General features: G+C 55.8%; 15 protein-coding genes, 2 tRNA genes and 3 rRNA genes. 17 read left to right on the top strand and 3 right to left on the bottom strand.

What is annotated here, in order from left to right; genetic code table 11:
- Positions 1 to 183 precede the first annotated feature (183 nt).
- Both ACYZT3_RS24985 and ACYZT3_RS24980 read right to left on the bottom strand, forming a co-directional pair.
- Positions 184 to 528, bottom strand: a complete 345-nt coding sequence (locus ACYZT3_RS24985; RefSeq protein WP_008015079.1) for a pentapeptide repeat-containing protein — start codon at positions 526 to 528, stop codon at positions 184 to 186.
- A gap of 91 nt (positions 529 to 619) precedes the next feature.
- Positions 620 to 2,176 carry a bifunctional aminoglycoside phosphotransferase/ATP-binding protein gene (locus tag ACYZT3_RS24980; protein WP_462030961.1) on the bottom strand — a complete coding sequence of 519 codons (1,557 nt, stop codon included), beginning with the start codon at positions 2,174 to 2,176 and terminating at the stop codon, positions 620 to 622.
- 119 nt (positions 2,177 to 2,295) lie between these two features.
- Here ACYZT3_RS24980 and mrcB point away from each other — a divergent pair, with 119 nt between their 5' ends.
- From mrcB to ACYZT3_RS24965, 3 genes are read left to right on the top strand one after another with little or no spacing between them, the layout of a single operon-like run.
- On the top strand, positions 2,296 to 4,620 hold the full coding sequence (gene mrcB, locus ACYZT3_RS24975) for a penicillin-binding protein 1B (protein WP_462030960.1): 2,325 nt from the start codon (positions 2,296 to 2,298) through the stop codon (positions 4,618 to 4,620).
- A 16-nt stretch (positions 4,621 to 4,636) separates the two neighbouring features.
- Positions 4,637 to 5,371, top strand: a complete 735-nt coding sequence (locus ACYZT3_RS24970; protein ID WP_462030959.1) for a tetratricopeptide repeat protein — start codon at positions 4,637 to 4,639, stop codon at positions 5,369 to 5,371.
- Entirely contained in the window at positions 5,371 to 5,706 is a 336-nt protein-coding gene (locus tag ACYZT3_RS24965; protein ID WP_309675136.1) for a YqcC family protein, read from the top strand. The genes ACYZT3_RS24970 and ACYZT3_RS24965 overlap by 1 nt, the downstream gene beginning before the upstream one ends.
- Positions 5,707 to 5,719: 13 nt before the next feature.
- Here the strand turns inward: ACYZT3_RS24965 and ACYZT3_RS24960 are convergent, their stop codons facing one another.
- The gene (locus ACYZT3_RS24960; protein WP_462030958.1) at positions 5,720 to 6,136 is read right to left on the bottom strand and encodes a DUF4124 domain-containing protein; all 417 of its coding nucleotides are present in this window, start codon (positions 6,134 to 6,136) and stop codon (positions 5,720 to 5,722) included.
- A 400-nt stretch (positions 6,137 to 6,536) separates the two neighbouring features.
- Between ACYZT3_RS24960 and ACYZT3_RS24955 the strand changes: the two genes are divergently transcribed.
- The 14 genes from ACYZT3_RS24955 (at position 6,537) to ACYZT3_RS24890 (ending at position 22,092) form a co-directional block, all read left to right on the top strand.
- A complete protein-coding gene (locus tag ACYZT3_RS24955; RefSeq protein WP_462030957.1) occupies positions 6,537 to 8,261 on the top strand; it encodes an acetolactate synthase 3 large subunit in 1,725 nt (574 codons plus the stop codon).
- Between the two features lie 2 nt (positions 8,262 to 8,263).
- Positions 8,264 to 8,755, top strand: a complete 492-nt coding sequence (ilvN, locus tag ACYZT3_RS24950) for an acetolactate synthase small subunit (protein ID WP_003176102.1) — start codon at positions 8,264 to 8,266, stop codon at positions 8,753 to 8,755.
- Between the two features lie 48 nt (positions 8,756 to 8,803).
- Entirely contained in the window at positions 8,804 to 9,820 is a 1,017-nt protein-coding gene (gene ilvC, locus ACYZT3_RS24945) for a ketol-acid reductoisomerase (protein ID WP_007948647.1), read from the top strand.
- A 144-nt stretch (positions 9,821 to 9,964) separates the two neighbouring features.
- Positions 9,965 to 10,822, top strand: a complete 858-nt coding sequence (gene pssA / locus ACYZT3_RS24940; RefSeq protein ID WP_282381766.1) for a CDP-diacylglycerol--serine O-phosphatidyltransferase — start codon at positions 9,965 to 9,967, stop codon at positions 10,820 to 10,822.
- A gap of 63 nt (positions 10,823 to 10,885) precedes the next feature.
- Positions 10,886 to 11,899: a protein-methionine-sulfoxide reductase catalytic subunit MsrP gene (gene msrP / locus ACYZT3_RS24935; RefSeq protein ID WP_462030956.1), complete on the top strand. Its 1,014-nt coding sequence runs from the start codon at positions 10,886 to 10,888 to the stop codon at positions 11,897 to 11,899.
- Entirely contained in the window at positions 11,899 to 12,519 is a 621-nt protein-coding gene (msrQ, locus tag ACYZT3_RS24930; RefSeq protein ID WP_462030955.1) for a protein-methionine-sulfoxide reductase heme-binding subunit MsrQ, read from the top strand. Before msrP ends, msrQ begins: the two co-directional genes overlap by 1 nt.
- 544 nt (positions 12,520 to 13,063) lie before the next feature.
- Positions 13,064 to 14,602: ribosomal RNA gene (locus ACYZT3_RS24925) — 16S ribosomal RNA — on the top strand.
- Positions 14,603 to 14,765: 163 nt separating this feature from the next.
- Positions 14,766 to 14,842, top strand: a tRNA-Ile gene (locus ACYZT3_RS24920).
- Between the two features lie 30 nt (positions 14,843 to 14,872).
- Positions 14,873 to 14,948 (top strand) — tRNA-Ala (locus tag ACYZT3_RS24915).
- 249 nt (positions 14,949 to 15,197) lie between these two features.
- Positions 15,198 to 18,089, top strand: a 23S ribosomal RNA gene (locus tag ACYZT3_RS24910).
- Positions 18,090 to 18,262: 173 nt separating this feature from the next.
- Positions 18,263 to 18,378: ribosomal RNA gene (rrf, locus tag ACYZT3_RS24905) — 5S ribosomal RNA — on the top strand.
- The 16S, 23S and 5S rRNA genes sit together here with 2 tRNA genes alongside, the layout of an rRNA operon.
- Positions 18,379 to 18,526: 148 nt before the next feature.
- Positions 18,527 to 19,186 (top strand): paraquat-inducible protein A, encoded by a 660-nt coding sequence (locus ACYZT3_RS24900; protein WP_282378755.1) that lies wholly within the window; start codon positions 18,527 to 18,529, stop codon positions 19,184 to 19,186.
- Positions 19,173 to 19,796: a paraquat-inducible protein A gene (locus ACYZT3_RS24895; RefSeq protein WP_008145542.1), complete on the top strand. Its 624-nt coding sequence runs from the start codon at positions 19,173 to 19,175 to the stop codon at positions 19,794 to 19,796. Before ACYZT3_RS24900 ends, ACYZT3_RS24895 begins: the two co-directional genes overlap by 14 nt.
- The gene (locus ACYZT3_RS24890; RefSeq protein ID WP_282378759.1) at positions 19,789 to 22,092 is read left to right on the top strand and encodes a PqiB family protein; all 2,304 of its coding nucleotides are present in this window, start codon (positions 19,789 to 19,791) and stop codon (positions 22,090 to 22,092) included. Before ACYZT3_RS24895 ends, ACYZT3_RS24890 begins: the two co-directional genes overlap by 8 nt.
- Positions 22,093 to 22,167 lie beyond the last annotated feature (75 nt).

Below are 22,167 nucleotides of genomic sequence, written 5' to 3'. Positions count from 1 at the left end.
AGGAAAAGCGTGATTGTTTGGTCGGTTTCGACGCAAAAGCTTCTAAGCGGCGAACTCCCCAAGCGGCGTGAACGTCCGCGAGCGCGGTAGGAAGAGAGGGGGGTGGAATCAGGTCTCCAGGCAAAATATGCCCAGCGTTCAGCGCAAAGCGGGGGCGCTGAACGTGGCAGTCAAAGGTCGCTTTTAGCGAGTGCGATAACGCAGGCGTGTACCGAAATTCATTGACATCAGGATCTCGTCAGCACTCAGCTCTGGCGGGAAGTAGGCGCCGGAGATCTGCGCATGAGCGAGGCTCGCGCCTTCCAGGGAGGCGTTGCGAAAGTCGATGCCGCGCAAGTCGGCGGAGCGGAAATAGGCATCGGTAAAGTCGACACCGTCGGCGTTCAGCTCACGCAGGTCCAAACCCCGGAAATCGCCACCGACCATGTCGATAGGTCCGTCTTTGGGACGCTCGTTGTTGAAACCTGTGATGTCGTCTTTGTGCAGCAACGCATAAAGCGGGGTGTCGAGTAGTTTCGGCTGGCTCATGTCACATCACCTGTTGGTTTTATGACGCCAGTATAGTGCCACTATTTGGCAGCCGTGAAGCCGGCGAAGGCTTCACGGCTGAAATAGTTTCTTACAGACCCGGCAGGCGCTGGCGAATCTGTGCAACGACTGTGTCGAGGGTTCCGCTTTCATTGGTCTGAACGCGTTTGCTGCAGAGAATCTCTGCTGGCGTCAGGGCCTCACGCGTGGCTTGTTGGGCTTCGATAACGGTCAGGTTGGCGTCGGACGGGTCCTTTTTGTCTGCCTGGCGCAGGGCCAGCCAGCTCTCGATCACCGCTTGCGGCGCATTGCAATCGAGGATCAGGAATGGCGCGCCGGTGGCTTCGGCGATTTTCGCTGCGCCGTCACGCTGGTCGCGCTTGAGGTAAGTCGCATCGATCACCACCGGGAAACCAGCACGCAGGATTACCCCGGCAATTTCATGCAGGCGGGTGTAAGTGGCGGCGCTGGCGTCTGCACTATAGATGCCGGCCTGGGGGTCGTTGGGTACGGTTTGCTCGCCGAACAGACGTTTGCGCTCTACATCGGAACGCAGGCGAATGGCGCCCAACGCTTCCACCAGACGCATGGCCACGTGGCTTTTACCGACGGCAGAAACACCGTGGGTGATGGCCATGAAGCGCGAAGGAATGGTGCTGTAGCTTTCCGCCAGGTTGGCGTAATTGCGGTACTGACGCAGGGTGGTGGCTCGCTGCACCGGGTCGGCCTCGGCCGGCATGCTGAACAGGCTGACCTTGGCGCGGACCAGTGCGCGGTAGGCTTTATAGAAGTTCAGCAACTCAAGGCCCTGGTAATCGCCGGTCAGTTCCAGGTACTGGCTGATGAAGCGACGCGCCAGACTCTTCAGACCACGGTCTTCCAGGTCCATCGCCAGGAAACCGGTGTCGGCGTAAACGTCGGTGAAGCGGAACGGTTCGTTGAACTCGATGCAGTCGAAGATCACGACTTTGCCGTCGATCACGGTGGCGTTGCCCAGGTGGATGTCACCGTGGCATTCGCGGATGAAACCTTCGGCCTTGCGCTGGACGAACAGTGGCTTGAGGCGTTCGAAGCTGCTTTCGGCCCAGGCTTGCAGGGCGTCGAGTTGCAGCAGATCGGCCTTGTCGCTTAGAAACGGACGGATCTGTTCGAAGTTCTGGCGTACTGGCGCCATCAGGCTGTCCGGGGTGCCGGCTTCGTGTTCGGCAGGGACCTTCGGTGCGGTGAGGTGGAACTGGGCGATCTGCGCGGCCATCTCGTCGATGTGCGCAGTGGTCAATTCGCCGTTGGCTTGCAGCGTGCTGAGCAGCTGGCTCTGCGGGAATTGACGCATTTTTAGTGCGTAATCGACGACTGGACCCTCGCCGGCCAGTTGGGGTGCTTCGGCGCTGCCGGTGATCGGCAACACTTCTAGATACAAATCGTTGGTCAGGCGCTGGTTAAGACGCAGCTCTTCCCCGCAGAAATGCTCGCGAGCGTCGAGGCTGGTGAAATCCAGGAAGCCGAAATTCACTGGTTTCTTCAATTTATAAGCAAAGGGGCCGGTGAGGATTACCCAGGAAATATGGGTTTCGATGACCTGGAATCCGTCTACGGGATGCGGGTAGAGGGCCGGGTTTTGCAGGGCAGCGATCAGGGACTGGCTCACAGGCGATCCTTCAGAGTCTGGGGAAAAATTCACGGCCGCCATTATGGCCGTAAGTCCGCCTGACGCAAACCTCGGAGGGCTCCTGTTGAGTATGAATAAAGTGCGTATAATCCGCCGCCATGACTCGTACTCGATCCCCCCGTACCCCCAAAAAACCACCTTCCAAGGGCCTGCGCCCCTGGCTGGGCTGGGCCATTAAACTCAGTCTGGTCGGCCTTGTGGTGCTCGCTGGGTTCGCGGTTTACCTCGACGCCATCGTCCAGGAGAAGTTCTCCGGCAAGCGCTGGACCATCCCGGCGAAGGTGTATGCGCGCCCGCTCGAGCTATTCGTCGGACAAAAGCTCAGCAAGGACGACTTTCTAACCGAGCTCGATGCCTTGGGTTATCGACGCGAAAGCGCGGCCAACGGCCCCGGTGCCGCCTCGGTCAACGGCAATACCGTCGATCTGAATACCCGTGGCTTTCAGTTCTATGAAGGCATGGAGCAAGCGCAGCCGGTACGGGTGCGTTTCTCTGGCGACTACGTGGCCGAACTTTCGGCGACCAACGGTTCGAAGCTTTCGGTCGTTCGCCTTGAGCCACTGCTGATCGGTGGCCTGTACCCGAAAAACCTTGAAGACCGGATCCTGATCAAGATCGATCAGGTGCCGCCGTACTTGCTCGAGACTCTGGTGGCTGTTGAAGACCGCGACTTCTATCACCACTTTGGCGTTTCACCGAAGTCGATCGCTCGGGCGATCTGGGTCAACGGTTCGTCCGGCCGGATGCGCCAGGGCGGTAGTACCCTGACTCAACAGTTGGTCAAAAACTTCTACCTGACCAATGAACGCAGCCTGAGCCGCAAGCTCACCGAAGCGATGATGGCGCTGTTGCTTGAGCTGCACTACGACAAACCCGAAATCCTTGAGGCTTATCTCAACGAAGTGTTTATCGGTCAGGACGGTCAACGTGCGGTGCACGGTTTCGGTCTGGCCAGCCAGTTCTTCTTCAGCCAGCCGTTGGCCGAACTGAAGCTGCATCAAGTGGCGTTGCTGGTGGGCATGGTCAAAGGGCCGTCTTCCTACAACCCACGTCGTTATCCGGAACGTGCCCTTGAGCGGCGCAATCTGGTACTCGACGTATTGCTGGAGCAGGGCGTCGCCACTGCCGAGCAAGTCGAAGCCGCGAAGAAGATGCCGTTGGGCGTGACCAAGCGCGGCAGTCTGGCGGACAGCTCGTTCCCGGGATTCCTCGACCTGGTTAAACGTCAGTTGCGCGAAGACTATCGCGACGAAGACTTGACCGAAGAAGGTCTGCGGATCTTTACCAGTTTCGACCCGATCCTGCAGATGAAAGCCGAAGCGTCGGTCAACGATACCTTCAAACGATTGGCCGGTCGCAAGGGCTCCGATGAGGTTGAAGCGGCCATGGTCGTGACCAACCCGGAAACCGGTGAAGTGCAGGCCATGATTGGCAGTCGTCAGGCCGGTTTTGCCGGCTTCAACCGTGCACTGGATGCTGTACGACCGATCGGCTCCTTGATCAAACCGGCGGTTTATCTGACAGCCCTTGAGAAACCGAGCCAGTACACCTTGACCAGTTGGCTGTCGGACGATTCCTTCTCTATCAAAGGCGCGGACGGTCAAGTCTGGAAACCGCAGAACTACGATCGCCGTTCCCACGGCACCGTATTTCTCTATCAGGGCCTGGCGCATTCCTACAACCTGTCGACCGCGCGTCTCGGGTTAGCGGTGGGCGTACCGAATGTCCTCAAGACCTTGGCGCGTCTCGGTGTGAGTCGCGAATTCCCGGCGTTCCCGTCGATGTTGCTGGGCGCTGGCGGTCTGACCCCGATCGAAGTGGCGACCATGTACCAGACGTTGGCCAACGGTGGTTTCAATACACCGATGCGCGGGATCCGTAGCGTACTGACCGCCGAAGGCGAACCGCTCAAGCGTTATCCGTTCCAGATTCAGCAGCGCTTCGATCCGGCCTCCATTTACCTGATCCAGAGCGCCATGCAGCGGGTCATGCGTGAAGGCACCGGCAGTTCGGTTTACAACGTGTTACCGAAAACCCTGACGCTGGCCGGCAAGACCGGCACCAGTAACGATTCGCGGGACAGCTGGTTCGCCGGTTTCAGTCAGGACCTGCTGGCAGTGGTCTGGCTGGGTCGCGATGACAACGGCAAGACACCGTTCACCGGTGCCACCGGTGCATTGCAAGTCTGGACCAGTTTTATGCGCAAGGCCGATCCGTTGCCGCTGGACATGCCGCAGCCAGATAACATTGTTCAGGCCTGGGTTGATTCGCGCACAGGACAAGGCTCTGATGCCAACTGCCCAGGTGCCGTGCAGATGCCGTATATTCGCGGCAGCGAACCGCCTCCCGGTGCCGCTTGCGGTGGCGAAAGCCCTGTTTCCGGCGAAACGGTGATGGATTGGGTCAAAGGCTGGATGAATTAAGCAAAGAGGGTTTCAAGTGAACAAGTGGTTGATTCCAGCGATTACCGCCGTGGCTTTGCTCAGCGGTTGCTCCTCCGTACAACGCGGTTCGATTCCAGTTGTGGATTCCGGCAGCGCTGTCTCCAACAGTGAGCGAGTGTCGGCAAATGGCGGTTTCCGTCAGACGACGACAAAACGTCCTGCGCAAGCCCAGACTCAGGCAATTCCACAAGGTGATAATGGCGTCGTCGTGATGGTGCCAGGTGGCGGCGCAGTGGCGTCCGCACCGATCAGCTCTACGCCGATCACGCCAGGGCCGATTACCCCGGGGCCGATCGATACCGTGCCGGTCCAGTCGGCACCGGTCAATCAGGGTAGCTACAGCATGCCGTCGACGCCGAGCGGGATTCCTTCGGCGAACTCCGGTGGCTTGTCTGCCGACGAGCAATTGGACGGTCCGGTTCTGGCCTTGCTGACTACCGCTCAGCAGCAACAGGCAAGCGGTGATCTCAACGGTGCGTCCTCGAGTCTTGAGCGCGCCCAGCGTGTCGCACCGCGTGAGCCACAAGTGCTTTATCGTCTGGCTCAGGTGCGCATGGCTCAAGGCGATGCGCCACAAGCCGAACAGTTTGCTCGTCGTGGCCTGACTTTCGCCAATGGTCGTCCGGCGCTTCAGGCCAGCCTGTGGCAATTGATCGCTCAGGCGCGTGAGAAACAGGGTGATTCCGCTGGCGCAGCATTGGCCCGTCAGAAGGCCAAGGTTTCGCTGTGATGGATGCACGCTTTCCGAAAATTGCCGAACAGTTGCTGTTGATCGAGCGTGAGCTGCGGGTTCAGGGTTGGTGGGACGAAGTCTCGCCATCCGCTGAAGCGCTTTCCAGCGTCGAGCCATTCTCGGTCGACACGCTGGATTTCGAGCAGTGGTTGCAATGGATCTTCCTTCCGCGGATGAAGGCGATCCTCGAGCAGGATCTGCCCTTGCCAAACGCGTCGGGAATTCAGGAGATGGCCGAAATGGTCTTCGCCGCCCGTAATGTCCAGGGCAAGGATCGGCAGCTGCAGGTGCTGCTCAAAGAGTTTGATCTACTGATTACCGCCTCCCGTTGACTCCTACAGGTGTCTACTGGCAGTTACCCGCAATCTGTTTCTGTGCTTCGGTGATGCGCTCCTGACGTTGCTGATCGGTCAGACGGCGCATCTCACCGTCGACATCCTCCCGTATTCGCGGATTGTTCTGCAGTTGAGCCAGGTTCGTTCGCGCCTGTTCGCAGAATACCTTCAGCTGGGCTTGCTGCTCGTTGACCTGCTTTTTCACTTTTTTGTCGATGGCCTGTTGATCGCCAATGGCACCGCTGCGTGGCGGTGGGGCCTGGTTGCTGGCAGGCGCGGAGGGCGTGACCACAGTGGTGGCTTCCCGGCCTTGGGGCGGCTGGGCGTCGAAGTGGGTAATGCCCTGAGCGTCGACCCATTTGTAGATCTGGCCTGCCATGCATAAAGGGCTGATCAGCAGAGTGACCATGAAGAAGATCGTTCGCATGCCTTTTCCTTGTCATGGGTTGCGCAATTGAAGCTAACACAGTTGCTGTTTAGCGGTTTTTTCTTGCTTTCTCATGTGCTTAGTTCAATAAAGCACATAGACGACTTGACTTGGAGAGGACGAAACAGAAGAATCCAAAGTCCGCTGCAGAGGGACTGCCAGAAGCAGGCCCGCTCAGCAGATCATGAGGCGCACATCCGCGCCGACCTGTTACACCCGCAACGCGTTACCTCGCGCTGGGTGGGAAAGGCCCGCAACACTTGGGACGATCCCAATACTTGCTCAGTCAGTGCTGACGTAGTCGGCGACCACCGTCGCTCATGCTCTGCTGAGAAGTAAACCTATTAAGACCCGTCCTCTTTTATGTGGGCGGTATTCTGGCGTTTTAGAGGTGAACAACGTGGAGCTTTTATCTGGCGGTGAGATGCTCGTCCGCTTTTTGCGTGACGAAGGCGTCAAATATATCTACGGGTACCCGGGTGGTGCTCTTCTTCATGTCTACGATGCCCTGTTCAAAGAACCGGAAGTGACCCACATCCTGGTTCGTCACGAACAGGCTGCGACCCATATGGCTGACGGTTATGCTCGTGCCACCGGTAAAGCCGGTGTGGTACTGGTCACTTCCGGCCCGGGCGCAACCAACGCCATCACCGGTATTGCCACGGCCTACATGGACTCCATTCCGATGGTGATCATTTCCGGCCAGGTGCCTAGCAACATGGTAGGCACTGACGCGTTTCAGGAAACCGACATGATCGGTATCTCCCGGCCGATCGTGAAGCACAGCTTCATGATCAAGCACGCGTCGGAAATCCCGGAAGTCATGAAGAAAGCGTTCTACCTTGCGCAATCCGGTCGTCCGGGTCCGGTCGTGGTCGATATCCCGAAAGACATGACCAACCCGGCCGAGAAGTTCGAATACATCTTCCCGAAAAAAGCCAAGCTGCGTTCCTACAGCCCAGCCGTTCGCGGTCACTCGGGGCAAATCCGCAAGGCAGCAGAAATGCTCCTGGCGGCCAAGCGTCCGGTGATGTACGCAGGCGGCGGTGTGATCCTCGGTGGTGGCTCCGCGCCGCTGACCGAATTGGCGAGGATGCTCAACCTGCCAGTGACCAATACCCTGATGGGCCTGGGTGCCTACCCTGGCACCGACCGTCAGTTCATCGGCATGCTCGGCATGCACGGCAGCTACACCGCTAACCTGGCGATGCACCATGCCGACGTGATCCTTGCAGTCGGTGCGCGTTTCGATGACCGAGTGATCAACGGCCCGGCGAAGTTCTGCCCGAACGCCAAGATCATTCACATCGACATCGACCCGGCTTCGATCTCCAAGACCATCAAGGCCGACGTACCTATCGTTGGTCCGGTGGAAAGTGTCCTGACCGAAATGGTCGCGATCTTGAAGGAAATCGGCGAGACCCCGAACAAGGAGTCCGTGGCCAGTTGGTGGAAGCAAGTGGATGAGTGGCGCGGTGACCGCGGCCTGTTCCCTTACGACAAGGGCGACGGCAGCGTCATCAAGCCGCAGACCGTGATCGAAACCCTGTGCGAAGTGACCAAGGGCGATGCTTTTGTGGCCTCCGATGTGGGTCAGCACCAAATGTTCGCGGCGCAGTACTACACGTTCAACAAGCCGAACCGCTGGATCAACTCCGGTGGCTTGGGCACCATGGGCTTCGGTTTTCCGGCGGCCATGGGCATAAAGTTGAGCTTCCCGGATGCCGACGTCGCCTGCGTAACGGGCGAGGGCAGCATCCAGATGAACATTCAGGAACTGTCCACCTGTCTGCAATATGGCTTGCCGGTGAAAATCGTGATCCTGAACAACGGTGTTCTGGGTATGGTTCGCCAGTGGCAAGACATGAGCTATGGTAGCCGTCACTCGCATTCCTACATGGAGTCGCTGCCTGACTTCGTCAAGTTGGCGGAGGCCTATGGTCACGTCGGCATGCGCATCACCGACTCGAAAGATTTGAAGTCGAAGATGGAGGAAGCGTTCGCCATGAAAGATCGTCTGGTGATCATCGATGTTTCGGTCGACACCAGCGAGCACGTCTACCCGATGCAGATCAAAGACGGCTCCATGCGCGATATGTGGCTGAGCAAGACGGAGCGTACTTAATCATGCGGCACATTATTTCCTTGCTTCTGGAAAACGAACCGGGCGCTCTGTCTCGTGTAGTCGGCCTGTTCTCGCAGCGCAACTACAACATCGAAAGCCTGACCGTGGCGCCAACCGAAGACCCGACCCTGTCGCGTCTGACGTTGACCACGGTCGGTCATGATGAAGTGATTGAGCAGATCACCAAGAACCTTAACAAGCTGATCGAAGTGGTCAAACTGGTCGACCTGTCGGAGAGTGCTCACATCGAGCGCGAACTGATGCTGGTCAAGGTCAAGGCCACCGGTGCCCAGCGCGCCGAGATCAAGCGCACCACCGATATTTACCGTGGGCAGATCGTCGATGTCAGCGCTAGCGTGTATACCGTTCAATTGACCGGTACCAGCGACAAGCTCGACAGCTTCATTCAGTCCATCGGCACCGCCTCGATTCTGGAAACCGTCCGCAGCGGCGTAACCGGTATCGCCCGCGGCGACAAAGTACTCAGCATCTAAACCAAATTAGCGAATGGCCTGAACGGCCTGGATATATAGGGGAATTTCATGAAAGTTTATTACGAAAAAGACTGCGACCTGTCGATCATCCAGGGCAAGAAAGTTGCCATCATCGGTTACGGTTCCCAAGGTCACGCTCAAGCGTGCAACCTGAAAGACTCTGGCGTTGACGTTACCGTTGGCCTGCGTAAAGGCTCCGCGACTGTTGCCAAAGCCGAAGCTCACGGCCTGAAAGTGACCGACGTTGCCTCCGCTGTTGCGGCTGCCGACCTGGTCATGATCCTGACCCCGGACGAGTTCCAGTCCGCTCTGTACAAAAACGAAATCGAGCCGAACATCAAGAAAGGCGCCACCCTGGCCTTCTCCCACGGTTTCGCGATCCACTACAACCAGGTTGTGCCGCGCGCTGACCTCGACGTGATCATGATCGCGCCGAAAGCTCCGGGCCACACCGTGCGGTCCGAGTTTGTGAAGGGCGGCGGTATTCCTGATCTGATCGCTATCTATCAGGACGCCTCGGGCAACGCCAAGAACGTTGCACTGTCCTACGCCGCTGGCGTTGGTGGCGGTCGTACCGGCATCATCGAAACCACCTTCAAGGACGAGACCGAAACCGACCTGTTCGGCGAACAAGCCGTTCTGTGCGGCGGTACCGTTGAACTGGTCAAAGCCGGTTTCGAAACCCTGGTCGAAGCGGGCTACGCGCCAGAAATGGCTTACTTCGAGTGCCTGCACGAACTGAAGCTGATCGTTGACCTCATGTACGAAGGCGGTATCGCCAACATGAACTACTCGATCTCCAACAACGCTGAATACGGCGAGTACGTGACCGGTCCGGAAGTGATCAACGCCGAATCCCGTCAGGCCATGCGCAATGCCCTGAAACGTATTCAGGACGGCGAATACGCGAAGATGTTCATCAGCGAAGGCGCTACCGGCTATCCTTCGATGACCGCCAAGCGTCGTAACAACGCCGCTCACGGTATCGAAATCATCGGTGAGCAACTGCGCTCCATGATGCCGTGGATCGGTGCCAACAAGATCGTCGACAAAGCTAAAAACTAAGTCGCGCACTTGTACGGAAAACGCGGCCTAGGCCGCGTTTTTTCGTTTGGGTGACCGGTTCTGGTATAAAGCTGCATCGTTTGCGGCCGAACCGTCGTCCCAGACACCTGTCCAAACTTTCCACCCCGTTGCAAGGTAATGTCCATGAGCGAACGTCCCGAAGAGCCAAACCAGGCTTCTGACGCCGAAAGTCTGCTGCCCATCGATGAACACATCGAGGAAGGGCATGACGCTGAAGGTCGTAAAGTCCGGCATCGTGGTATCTATCTTCTGCCGAATCTGTTCACCACTGCGAATCTGTTCGCAGGGTTTTATTCCATCATCAACTCCATGAGCGCCCAGAGCGCCTTGAGTGCCGGTGATTCAGTGGGTGCGAGCAAGTATTTTGCTTTTGCAGCAATTGCAATTTTTGTTGCGATGGTGCTCGACGGCCTCGATGGTCGCGTTGCCCGTATGACCAATACCCAGAGCGCCTTCGGTGCCGAGTACGACTCGCTGTCGGACATGGTCGCCTTTGGTGTTGCGCCGGCATTGTTGGCGTTCGGTTGGGCATTGGGCGACATGGGTAAGGTCGGCTGGATGGTCGCCTTTATTTATGTCGCTGGCGCGGCGTTGCGCCTGGCGCGTTTCAATACCCAGGTCGGCACCGCGGACAAACGCTACTTCATCGGCCTGGCCAGTCCGGCTGCTGCTGGTGTGGTCGCAGGCATAGTCTGGGCATTCAGTGATTACGGTATCCAGGGCTCCAAGATGTCCTTCCTGGTTGCGCTGATGGTCGCAGCTGCGGGCATGCTGATGGTCAGCAACATCAAGTACAACAGCTTCAAAGAGCTGGACTTGAAAGGGCGCGTACCTTTCGTGGCGATTCTCGCCGTGGTGTTGGTGTTTGCCGTGGTTTTCAGTGATCCGCCGCGCATCCTGCTGCTGGTTTTCCTTGCCTATGCGGCTTCTGGTCCGGTGCAGTACCTGTTGCGTCTTCGTCGGCACAAAAGCGCCGAGTGATGTAATTTCCCTCATACTCCGCAGTCTATTGGTACATCTGTCCTCCAATGCTGCGGAGTTGCCATGCTGATCAAAGTCTCCAAAGCGTCTGACTGCCATGAGTCGGACGTCACGCCTGAATCCTTCTATCTATCTCGTCGCGATGTTCTTGGCGCCGCCGTTGCCGGTGTGGCCGTGAGCAGCCTGCCACGTTGGGCCTCTGCCGACGATGCTGCGCGTTATGCTGATGTCGAGCCTGGCAAGGCGCCTTCCTGGTTTGCCGAAAAACTTCCTTCTACGAAGTGGGGTGCGGTCAACGTCAAGGATGAGGCGATCACGCCATTCAAGGACGCCACCCATTACAACAACTTCTATGAGTTCGGCACCGATAAAGGTGATCCCGCTGCCAACGCTGGCGCGCTGAAAACCGAGCCTTGGAGCGTGGTGGTGGACGGGGAGGTAGGCAAGCCGGGACGGTACGCACTGGAAGACTTCATGAAGCCTTATCAATTGGAGGAACGCATCTACCGTCTTCGCTGTGTAGAGGCTTGGTCGATGGTCATTCCATGGATCGGTTTTCCCATCTCGGCGTTACTCAAGGAGGTCGAGCCGACTTCCAAAGCCAAATTCATTCGCTTCGAAACCCTGGAGGACCCCAAGAGCATGCCCGGGCAGCGTTCCGGTTTTGCCTTGATCGACTGGCCTTATGTGGAAGGGCTGCGTCTGGATGAGGCGATGAATCCGTTGGCGATTCTTGCTGTGGGTATGTATGGGCGGGAGTTGCCTAATCAGAACGGCGCGCCTCTGCGTTTGGTGGTGCCTTGGAAGTATGGTTTCAAGAGCGTTAAATCTATCGTGCGGATCAGTCTGGTGAGCGAGCAGCCGAAAACCACTTGGCAGAGCATTGCCTCGGATGAGTATGGTTTTTACGCGAACGTGAATCCTGCGGTCGACCATCCTCGTTGGACTCAGGCGCGTGAACGGCGCTTGCCGAGCGGGCTGTTCAAGCCCAATGTGCGGGACACGCAGATGTTCAATGGCTACTCGGATGAAGTCGCCTCTCTCTACACAGGGCTCGATTTGCGGAAGAACTATTGATGCGATTTCCGTTTTGGCGAATGGGCGTCTTTATCTCGGCAGGGGTGTGGCCACTGCTTTGGCTGTACCAGGCCTGGGAGGATGTACTTGGGCCTGACCCGGGCAAGGTACTGGTTGACCGGCTGGGGCTGGGGACGCTTGTCCTGCTGCTCATTACTTTAACCATTACACCTTTGCAGAAGCTTACCGGTTGGGCGGGGTGGATTGCTGTCCGGCGGCAACTGGGGTTGTGGTGCTTCGCTTATGTGGTTTTGCATTTGAGTGGTTATACGGCATTCATCCTTGGCTTTGATTGGTCGCAGTTGGGTGTCGAGTTACGTAAGCGGCCGTACATTATTGTCGGGACGCTGGGCTTTCTTTGTTTATTGGCATTGGCGGTGACCTCAAATCGTTATAGTCAGCGGCGGTTGGGTTCTCGCTGGAAGAAATTACATCGTCTTTCCTACGTGGTTCTCGGGCTTGGTTTGCTGCACATGTTGTGGATTGTTCGCGCCGATCTAAAGGAGTGGGCGGTCTACGCCTCTATAGGTGCATTGCTATTGGTGTTGCGGATACCGTCTGTAACCCGCCGAATCCCCCGTTTAATTGCTAAAAAGGCGCCTTCTGCGAGAAAAGCGTAATTAGGTGTTGACGGCAGATTCTGGACGTCTATAATTCGCCCCACTTCCGGCGCAGTCGAAACGGAAAACTCCTTGGTAAACAATGAGTTACGCAGTTTTCGACAGCGAGTTGCTTCAGGTCATCGAAGCCCAGAAGGAGTTGAAAGAGCGGGGTTGTTTGGCTCTTCTAACGGTTCGGTCTTCTCGGTCGAAAGCGGTGTAAAAGAGGTGTTGACAGCAGCGAGTAACGCTGTAGAATTCGCCTCCCGCTAACGAGAGATCGAAAGCGCAAGTGGTTGAAGTTACAAAGGAAACTTTGAAAACTTCTTAAAATAACCGCTTGACAGTAACAGGGGCTGCTGTAGAATGCGCGCCTCGGTTGAGACGAAAGATCTTAACCAACCGCTCTTTAACAACTGAATCAAGCAATTCGTGTGGGTGCTTGTGGAGTCAGACTGATAGTCAACAAGATTATCAGCATCACAAGTTACTCCGCGAGAAATCAAAGATGTAACCAACGATTGCTGAGCCAAGTTTAGGGTTTCTTAAAAACCCAAAGATGTTTGAACTGAAGAGTTTGATCATGGCTCAGATTGAACGCTGGCGGCAGGCCTAACACATGCAAGTCGAGCGGCAGCACGGGTACTTGTACCTGGTGGCGAGCGGCGGACGGGTGAGTAATGCCTAGGAATCTGCCTGGTAGTGGGGGATAACGCTCGGAAACGGACGCTAATACCGCATACGTCCTACGGGAGAAAGCAGGGGACCTTCGGGCCTTGCGCTATCAGATGAGCCTAGGTCGGATTAGCTAGTTGGTGAGGTAATGGCTCACCAAGGCGACGATCCGTAACTGGTCTGAGAGGATGATCAGTCACACTGGAACTGAGACACGGTCCAGACTCCTACGGGAGGCAGCAGTGGGGAATATTGGACAATGGGCGAAAGCCTGATCCAGCCATGCCGCGTGTGTGAAGAAGGTCTTCGGATTGTAAAGCACTTTAAGTTGGGAGGAAGGGCATTTACCTAATACGTAAGTGTTTTGACGTTACCGACAGAATAAGCACCGGCTAACTCTGTGCCAGCAGCCGCGGTAATACAGAGGGTGCAAGCGTTAATCGGAATTACTGGGCGTAAAGCGCGCGTAGGTGGTTCGTTAAGTTGGATGTGAAATCCCCGGGCTCAACCTGGGAACTGCATTCAAAACTGTCGAGCTAGAGTATGGTAGAGGGTGGTGGAATTTCCTGTGTAGCGGTGAAATGCGTAGATATAGGAAGGAACACCAGTGGCGAAGGCGACCACCTGGACTGATACTGACACTGAGGTGCGAAAGCGTGGGGAGCAAACAGGATTAGATACCCTGGTAGTCCACGCCGTAAACGATGTCAACTAGCCGTTGGGAGCCTTGAGCTCTTAGTGGCGCAGCTAACGCATTAAGTTGACCGCCTGGGGAGTACGGCCGCAAGGTTAAAACTCAAATGAATTGACGGGGGCCCGCACAAGCGGTGGAGCATGTGGTTTAATTCGAAGCAACGCGAAGAACCTTACCAGGCCTTGACATCCAATGAATCTGCTAGAGATAGCGGAGTGCCTTCGGGAACATTGAGACAGGTGCTGCATGGCTGTCGTCAGCTCGTGTCGTGAGATGTTGGGTTAAGTCCCGTAACGAGCGCAACCCTTGTCCTTAGTTACCAGCACGTCATGGTGGGCACTCTAAGGAGACTGCCGGTGACAAACCGGAGGAAGGTGGGGATGACGTCAAGTCATCATGGCCCTTACGGCCTGGGCTACACACGTGCTACAATGGTCGGTACAGAGGGTTGCCAAGCCGCGAGGTGGAGCTAATCCCAGAAAACCGATCGTAGTCCGGATCGCAGTCTGCAACTCGACTGCGTGAAGTCGGAATCGCTAGTAATCGCGAATCAGAATGTCGCGGTGAATACGTTCCCGGGCCTTGTACACACCGCCCGTCACACCATGGGAGTGGGTTGCACCAGAAGTAGCTAGTCTAACCTTCGGGAGGACGGTTACCACGGTGTGATTCATGACTGGGGTGAAGTCGTAACAAGGTAGCCGTAGGGGAACCTGCGGCTGGATCACCTCCTTAATCGACGACATCAGCTGCTCCATAAGTTCCCACACGAATTGCTTGATTCATTGAAGAAGACGATTTTAGAAGCAGCCCTGAGGGGTTGTAGCTTGGTTGGTTAGAGCGCACCCCATGCTCTGTGGTAGAGAGCAGGGTGAGGTCGGCCTTATAGCTCGAAATTGGGTCTGTAGCTCAGTTGGTTAGAGCGCACCCCTGATAAGGGTGAGGTCGGCAGTTCGAATCTGCCCAGACCCACCAATTTTGTGTGGGAAACGCCTGTAGAAATACGGGGCCATAGCTCAGCTGGGAGAGCGCCTGCCTTGCACGCAGGAGGTCAACGGTTCGATCCCGTTTGGCTCCACCACTAACTGCTTCTGTTGTTGAGAGCTTAGAAATGAGCATTCCATCGTGACGATGGTGAATGTTGATTTCTAGTCTTTGATTAGATCGTTCTTTAAAAATTTGGGTATGTGATAGAAAGATAGACTGGACGTTACTTTCACTGGTAACGAATCAGGCTAAGGTAAAATTTGTGAGTTGCTCTTAATTGAGTATTATCGAATTTTCGGCGAATGTCGTCTTCACAGTATAACCAGATTGCTTGGGGTTATATGGTCAAGTGAAGAAGCGCATACGGTGGATGCCTTGGCAGTCAGAGGCGATGAAAGACGTGGTAGCCTGCGAAAAGCTTCGGGGAGTCGGCAAACAGACTTTGATCCGGAGATGTCTGAATGGGGGAACCCAGCCATCATAAGATGGTTATCTTAAGCTGAATACATAGGCTTAAGAGGCGAACCAGGGGAACTGAAACATCTAAGTACCCTGAGGAAAAGAAATCAACCGAGATTCCCTTAGTAGTGGCGAGCGAACGGGGACTAGCCCTTAAGTGGCTTTGAGATTAGCGGAACGTTCTGGAAAGTACGGCCATAGTGGGTGATAGCCCTGTACGCGAAAATCTCTTAGTCATGAAATCGAGTAGGACGGAGCACGAGAAACTTTGTCTGAATATGGGGGGACCATCCTCCAAGGCTAAATACTACTGACTGACCGATAGTGAACTAGTACCGTGAGGGAAAGGCGAAAAGAACCCCGGAGAGGGGAGTGAAATAGATCCTGAAACCGTATGCGTACAAGCAGTGGGAGCCCACTTTGTTGGGTGACTGCGTACCTTTTGTATAATGGGTCAGCGACTTATTTTCAGTGGCGAGCTTAACCGAATAGGGGAGGCGTAGCGAAAGCGAGTCTTAATAGGGCGTCTAGTCGCTGGGAATAGACCCGAAACCGGGCGATCTATCCATGGGCAGGTTGAAGGTTGGGTAACACTAACTGGAGGACCGAACCGACTACCGTTGAAAAGTTAGCGGATGACCTGTGGATCGGAGTGAAAGGCTAATCAAGCTCGGAGATAGCTGGTTCTCCTCGAAAGCTATTTAGGTAGCGCCTCATGTATCACTGTAGGGGGTAGAGCACTGTTTCGGCTAGGGGGTCATCCCGACTTACCAAACCGATGCAAACTCCGAATACCTACAAGTGCCGAGCATGGGAGACACACGGCGGGTGCTAACGTCCGTCGTGAAAAGGGAAACAACCCAGACCGTCAGCTAAGGTCCCAAAGTTATGGTTAAGTGGGAAACGATGTGGGAAGGCTTAGACAGCTAGGAGGTTGGCTTAGAAGCAGCCACCCTTTAAAGAAAGCGTAATAGCTCACTAGTCGAGTCGGCCTGCGCGGAAGATGTAACGGGGCTCAAACCATACACCGAAGCTACGGGTATCACTTAGGTGATGCGGTAGAGGAGCGTTCTGTAAGCCTGTGAAGGTGAGTTGAGAAGCTTGCTGGAGGTATCAGAAGTGCGAATGCTGACATGAGTAACGACAATGGGTGTGAAAAACACCCACGCCGAAAGACCAAGGTTTCCTGCGCAACGTTAATCGACGCAGGGTTAGTCGGTCCCTAAGGCGAGGCTGAAAAGCGTAGTCGATGGAAAACAGGTTAATATTCCTGTACTTCTGGTTATTGCGATGGAGGGACGGAGAAGGCTAGGCCAGCTTGGCGTTGGTTGTCCAAGTTTAAGGTGGTAGGCTGGAATCTTAGGTAAATCCGGGATTCTAAGGCCGAGAGCTGATGACGAGTTACCCTTTGGGTGACGAAGTGGTTGATGCCATGCTTCCAAGAAAAGCTTCTAAGCTTCAGGTAACCAGGAACCGTACCCCAAACCGACACAGGTGGTTGGGTAGAGAATACCAAGGCGCTTGAGAGAACTCGGGTGAAGGAACTAGGCAAAATGGCACCGTAACTTCGGGAGAAGGTGCGCCGGTGAGGGTGAAGCATTTACTGCGTAAGCCCATGCCGGTCGAAGATACCAGGCCGCTGCGACTGTTTATTAAAAACACAGCACTCTGCAAACACGAAAGTGGACGTATAGGGTGTGACGCCTGCCCGGTGCCGGAAGGTTAATTGATGGGGTTAGCTAACGCGAAGCTCTTGATCGAAGCCCCGGTAAACGGCGGCCGTAACTATAACGGTCCTAAGGTAGCGAAATTCCTTGTCGGGTAAGTTCCGACCTGCACGAATGGCGTAACGATGGCGGCGCTGTCTCCACCCGAGACTCAGTGAAATTGAAATCGCTGTGAAGATGCAGTGTATCCGCGGCTAGACGGAAAGACCCCGTGAACCTTTACTATAGCTTTGCACTGGACTTTGAATTTGCTTGTGTAGGATAGGTGGGAGGCTTTGAAGCGTGGACGCCAGTTCGCGTGGAGCCAACCTTGAAATACCACCCTGGCAACTTTGAGGTTCTAACTCAGGTCCGTTATCCGGATCGAGGACAGTGTATGGTGGGTAGTTTGACTGGGGCGGTCTCCTCCTAAAGAGTAACGGAGGAGTACGAAGGTGCGCTCAGACCGGTCGGAAATCGGTCGTAGAGTATAAAGGCAAAAGCGCGCTTGACTGCGAGACAGACACGTCGAGCAGGTACGAAAGTAGGTCTTAGTGATCCGGTGGTTCTGTATGGAAGGGCCATCGCTCAACGGATAAAAGGTACTCCGGGGATAACAGGCTGATACCGCCCAAGAGTTCATATCGACGGCGGTGTTTGGCACCTCGATGTCGGCTCATCACATCCTGGGGCTGAAGCCGGTCCCAAGGGTATGGCTGTTCGCCATTTAAAGTGGTACGCGAGCTGGGTTTAGAACGTCGTGAGACAGTTCGGTCCCTATCTGCCGTGGACGTTTGAGATTTGAGAGGGGCTGCTCCTAGTACGAGAGGACCGGAGTGGACGAACCTCTGGTGTTCCGGTTGTCACGCCAGTGGCATTGCCGGGTAGCTATGTTCGGAATAGATAACCGCTGAAAGCATCTAAGCGGGAAACTAGCCTCAAGATGAGATCTCACTGGGACCTTGAGTCCCCTGAAGGGCCGTCGAAGACTACGACGTTGATAGGTTGGGTGTGTAAGCGCTGTGAGGCGTTGAGCTAACCAATACTAATTGCCCGTGAGGCTTGACCATATAACACCCAAGCAATTTGCAGGCTTTGAGCTGAAAAGCGAAAAAGCATCAGATTGCGGTGTGTGAAGACGAAACGAACCGAAAGTTCGAGATACTCACAAAACACCAAACTATCACTTACCCATTCGCTGGAGCGTGAACCTGCAAAGGCCCACGACCTGGCTCCCGAATTTCTTGACGACCATAGAGCATTGGAACCACCTGATCCCATCCCGAACTCAGCAGTGAAACGATGCATCGCCGATGGTAGTGTGGGGTTTCCCCATGTGAGAGTAGGTCATCGTCAAGATTAAATTCCGAAACCCCTATCTGCGTATGCAGGTAGGGGTTTTGTTTTGTCCGCAGGAAAGTGGCCTTCAGTTACAGCACAAATTTGCACAGTTATTTTCGATCCATGACACTAGAATAGGTCCAACTTTTTCGGAGCCAGAGCCTTTATGCCAGATCCGGTTGACGCCCCTGGGCTGTCAGAATTACCGCTGGACGACTTGCTAGCGTGTCATGAGTGCGACTTGCTGATGCGCAAGCCAGAGCTCGCCCATGGCGAGAAAGCGCTCTGTCCGCGCTGCGGTTACGAGCTCTACGCCCATCGGCATAACGTCGTACAGCGCAGTCTCGCCTTGGTTCTCGCCGCTCTGTTTTTATATATCCCTGCGAACTTTTTACCCATCATGCAGCTCCATCTACTCGGGCAGTCATCGGATGACACTGTCTGGAGTGGCGTTGTTGGCCTGTTCGATACCGGAATGCAGGGTGTAGCAGTCGTGGTGTTTCTCTGCAGTATGGGAATCCCGTTGCTCAAGCTGCTTTGCCAACTGGCTGTACTGCTGAGTATTCGTTTTGATATCGGGCGCAGTTACGGCCTGTTGCTCTACCGCATTTATCACCATTTACGCGATTGGGGGATGCTCGAGGTCTACCTCATGGGCGTACTGGTAGCGATCGTCAAACTGGCAGATATGGCAGCAATTACCGTCGGTCTTGGCCTGGCGTGCTTTATCGGTTTGTTGTTGGTTCAGGTCTGGTTGGAGGTTGTGATGTCGCCTCATCAGATCTGGCAGGCTTTATCAGGAGAGGATGCCCATGCGGGCGATTGATGCAGGCATTCTTATTTGCGCCGAATGCCATGAGTTGAACAAGCAGGAAGCCGACACCGACGAGCAGGTCTGCACCCGTTGCGGTGCGCTGGTTCACGCCCGTCGTCCGAACAGTGTGATGCGTACCTGGGCGTTGCTGGTGACCGCCGCGGTTCTCTACATCCCGGCCAACGTGCTGCCGATCATGACCGTCAGCTCACTGGGGCAGGGCGATCCCAGCACCATCATGTCCGGTGTGATCCAACTGGTTCAGCACGGCATGATCCCCATCGCCGCCGTGGTTTTTATCGCCAGTATTTTGGTACCAACGTTTAAGTTGGTGGGTATCGCACTGCTTCTGTTTTCCGTGCAGCGCCGCCAGCCACTGTCGGCTCGCCAACGTATTTGGATGTATCGCTTTATTGAGTTCATTGGCCGCTGGTCGATGCTCGATATCTTTGTGATCGCCATCCTGGTGGCGGTTGTGAATTTCGGACGGCTTGCCAGCGTCGAAGCCAATCTTGGCGCCATCGCTTTCGCCAGTGTGGTGATTCTGACGATGCTTGCCGCAGTAACTTTCGATCCCCGACTGATTTGGGATAACACGGAGTCGGACGACGACCATGACTGATTTGCCTACAGCAAAAACCCGACCAGCCTCGAACTGGTCAGCTATTTGGGTGTTGCCCCTGATCGCCCTGATTATCGGCGGCTGGCTCGGCTGGCGTGCCTACAACGAGACCGGCATCGAGATTCAGGTGCGTTTCGAAAGTGGTGAAGGCATTCAGGCCAACAAGACCGAAGTCGTCTACAAAGGCATGTCGGTGGGTAAGGTGAAGACCCTCAAGCTTGATGACGAAGGCAGCTCTAAAGGCGTGATCGCCACCGTAGAGATGAACAAGGACGTGGAGCAATACCTGCGGACCAGCACGCGTTTCTGGCTGGTCAAACCGAGCGTGACACTGGCCGGTATCACTGGCCTGGAGACGCTGGTCTCGGGTAACTACGTCGCGATAAGCCCGGGCGAAGGTGAGCCGACTCGAAAGTTCAAAGCCCTGGTTGAAGAGCCGCCGCTGTCGGACGCTCAGCCGGGTTTGCACCTGACCATCAAGGCTGATCGCCTCGGCTCGTTGAACCGCGGCAGTCCGGTGTTCTACAAGCAGATCAAGGTTGGCCAGGTCAAAAGCTACTTGCTCTCCGAAGACCAGAGCACGGTTGAACTCAAAGTGTTCATCGAACCCACCTATGCCAAACTGGTGCGCAAACACACGCGTTTCTGGAACGCCAGCGGCATCAGCATCGACGCCAGCCTGTCGGGCGTGAAAGTGCGTAGCGAGTCCCTGGCCAGCATCGTCGCCGGCGGTATCGCGTTCGCCACGCCGGAGAACCGCAAGGACAGTCCGCCCACCGACCCAAGCCTGCCGTTCCGTCTCTACGAAGATTTCGATGCGGCCGCTGCCGGGATTCGGGTTAAGGTCAAACTCAGCGATTTCGAAGGCTTGCAGGCCGGTCGCACACCGGTGATGTACAAAGGCATCCAGGTCGGCAATCTGAAAGCGCTGAAGATCGATCCGGATCTGTCTGGCGCCACCGCCGAATTGACCCTCGATCCATTGGCCGAAGATTACCTGGTTGAAGGCACTCAGTTCTGGGTGGTCAAACCGTCGATCTCGCTGGCGGGGATCACCGGCCTGGAAGCCCTGGTCAAAGGTAACTACATCGCCGTTCGCCCTGGCGACAAAGACGCAGCGCCGCAACGTGAATTCGTGGCGCGCCCCAAGGCTCCGCCGCTGGATCTGCGTTCTCCGGGTTTGCACCTGGTGTTGTTCACGGAAAGCCTGGGTTCCCTGGAAGTCGGCAGTCCGATTCTCTACAAACAGGTCAAGGTTGGTTCGGTCCAGAGCTATCAGTTCTCGCGCACCAAAAAACAGTTGGTGATCGGTGTACACATCGAGAAGGAATACGAAGGTCTGGTCAATGCCTCGACACGGTTCTGGAATGCCAGCGGCATCACGCTGACGGGGGGACTGACGGGGGGGATCCAGGTCAAAAGTGAGTCGCTGCAAAGCCTGATGGCCGGCGGCATTGCTTTCGAAACCCCGGAAGCCAAGGCGCCGTTGCAGAAGCGGATTCCACGTTTTCGTCTGTTCGCCAACCATGACGAGGCCAACCATAAAGGCACCGTGGTCACGATCAAGGTTGATCGCGCCGATGGCTTACGCAACGGCACACCTGTGAGATTCAAAGGCCTGGATGTTGGCAAGATTGAGGACGTCGACCTCAGTGATGACCTGCAATCGGTGATGCTTACCGCACGAATCACAGAAGTGCCGGAGCGTATCGCTCGGGTTGGCAGTCAGTTCTGGGTAGTCAAACCTGAACTGGGTTTGATCAAGACGTCCAACCTTGAAACGCTGGTCACAGGCCAATACATCGAAGTGCAGCCGGCCGCGAAAAACCTCGGCCCGCAGAAGAACTTCGTCGCCCTGGCCAATCCGCCGGAAACCGCTAAACAAGAAGCCGGTTTGAGTCTGGTGTTGAGTGCTGCACGCCGTGGTTCGCTGAAAACCGGTGTGCCGGTCACCTATCGCGAGATCACCGTGGGCAAAGTGACGGGCTATGAACTCGGCCAGACCGCCGATCGCGTGTTGGTGCACATCCTGATCGAGCCGAAGTACGCGCCGTTGGTGCGCAGCGGCACGCGTTTCTGGAACTCCAGTGGTTTTGGCTTTGATTACGGCTTGTTCAAAGGGGCGACGATGCGTACCGAATCGCTGGAGACGCTGATTCAGGGCGGCATCGCTTTCGCCACGCCGGACGGTGAGCGCATGGGCGGTCCGGCGCTAGCTGAGCAAACGTTTCCGCTGTTCGATAAGTTCGAAGACGAATGGCTGACCTGGGCACCGAAGATTTCAATCGGCAAGTAAGCCCAAAAAAAAGGCATGAAAAAGGCCGCGATCCATTGGATCGCGGCCTTTTTTATTGCTGTCGATTAACACAAA

This window comes from Pseudomonas sp. MDT1-16 (assembly GCF_054898115.1).
The sequence above is the reverse complement of the archived record's forward strand: the minus strand, read 5'-3'. Positions and strand labels throughout refer to the sequence as shown.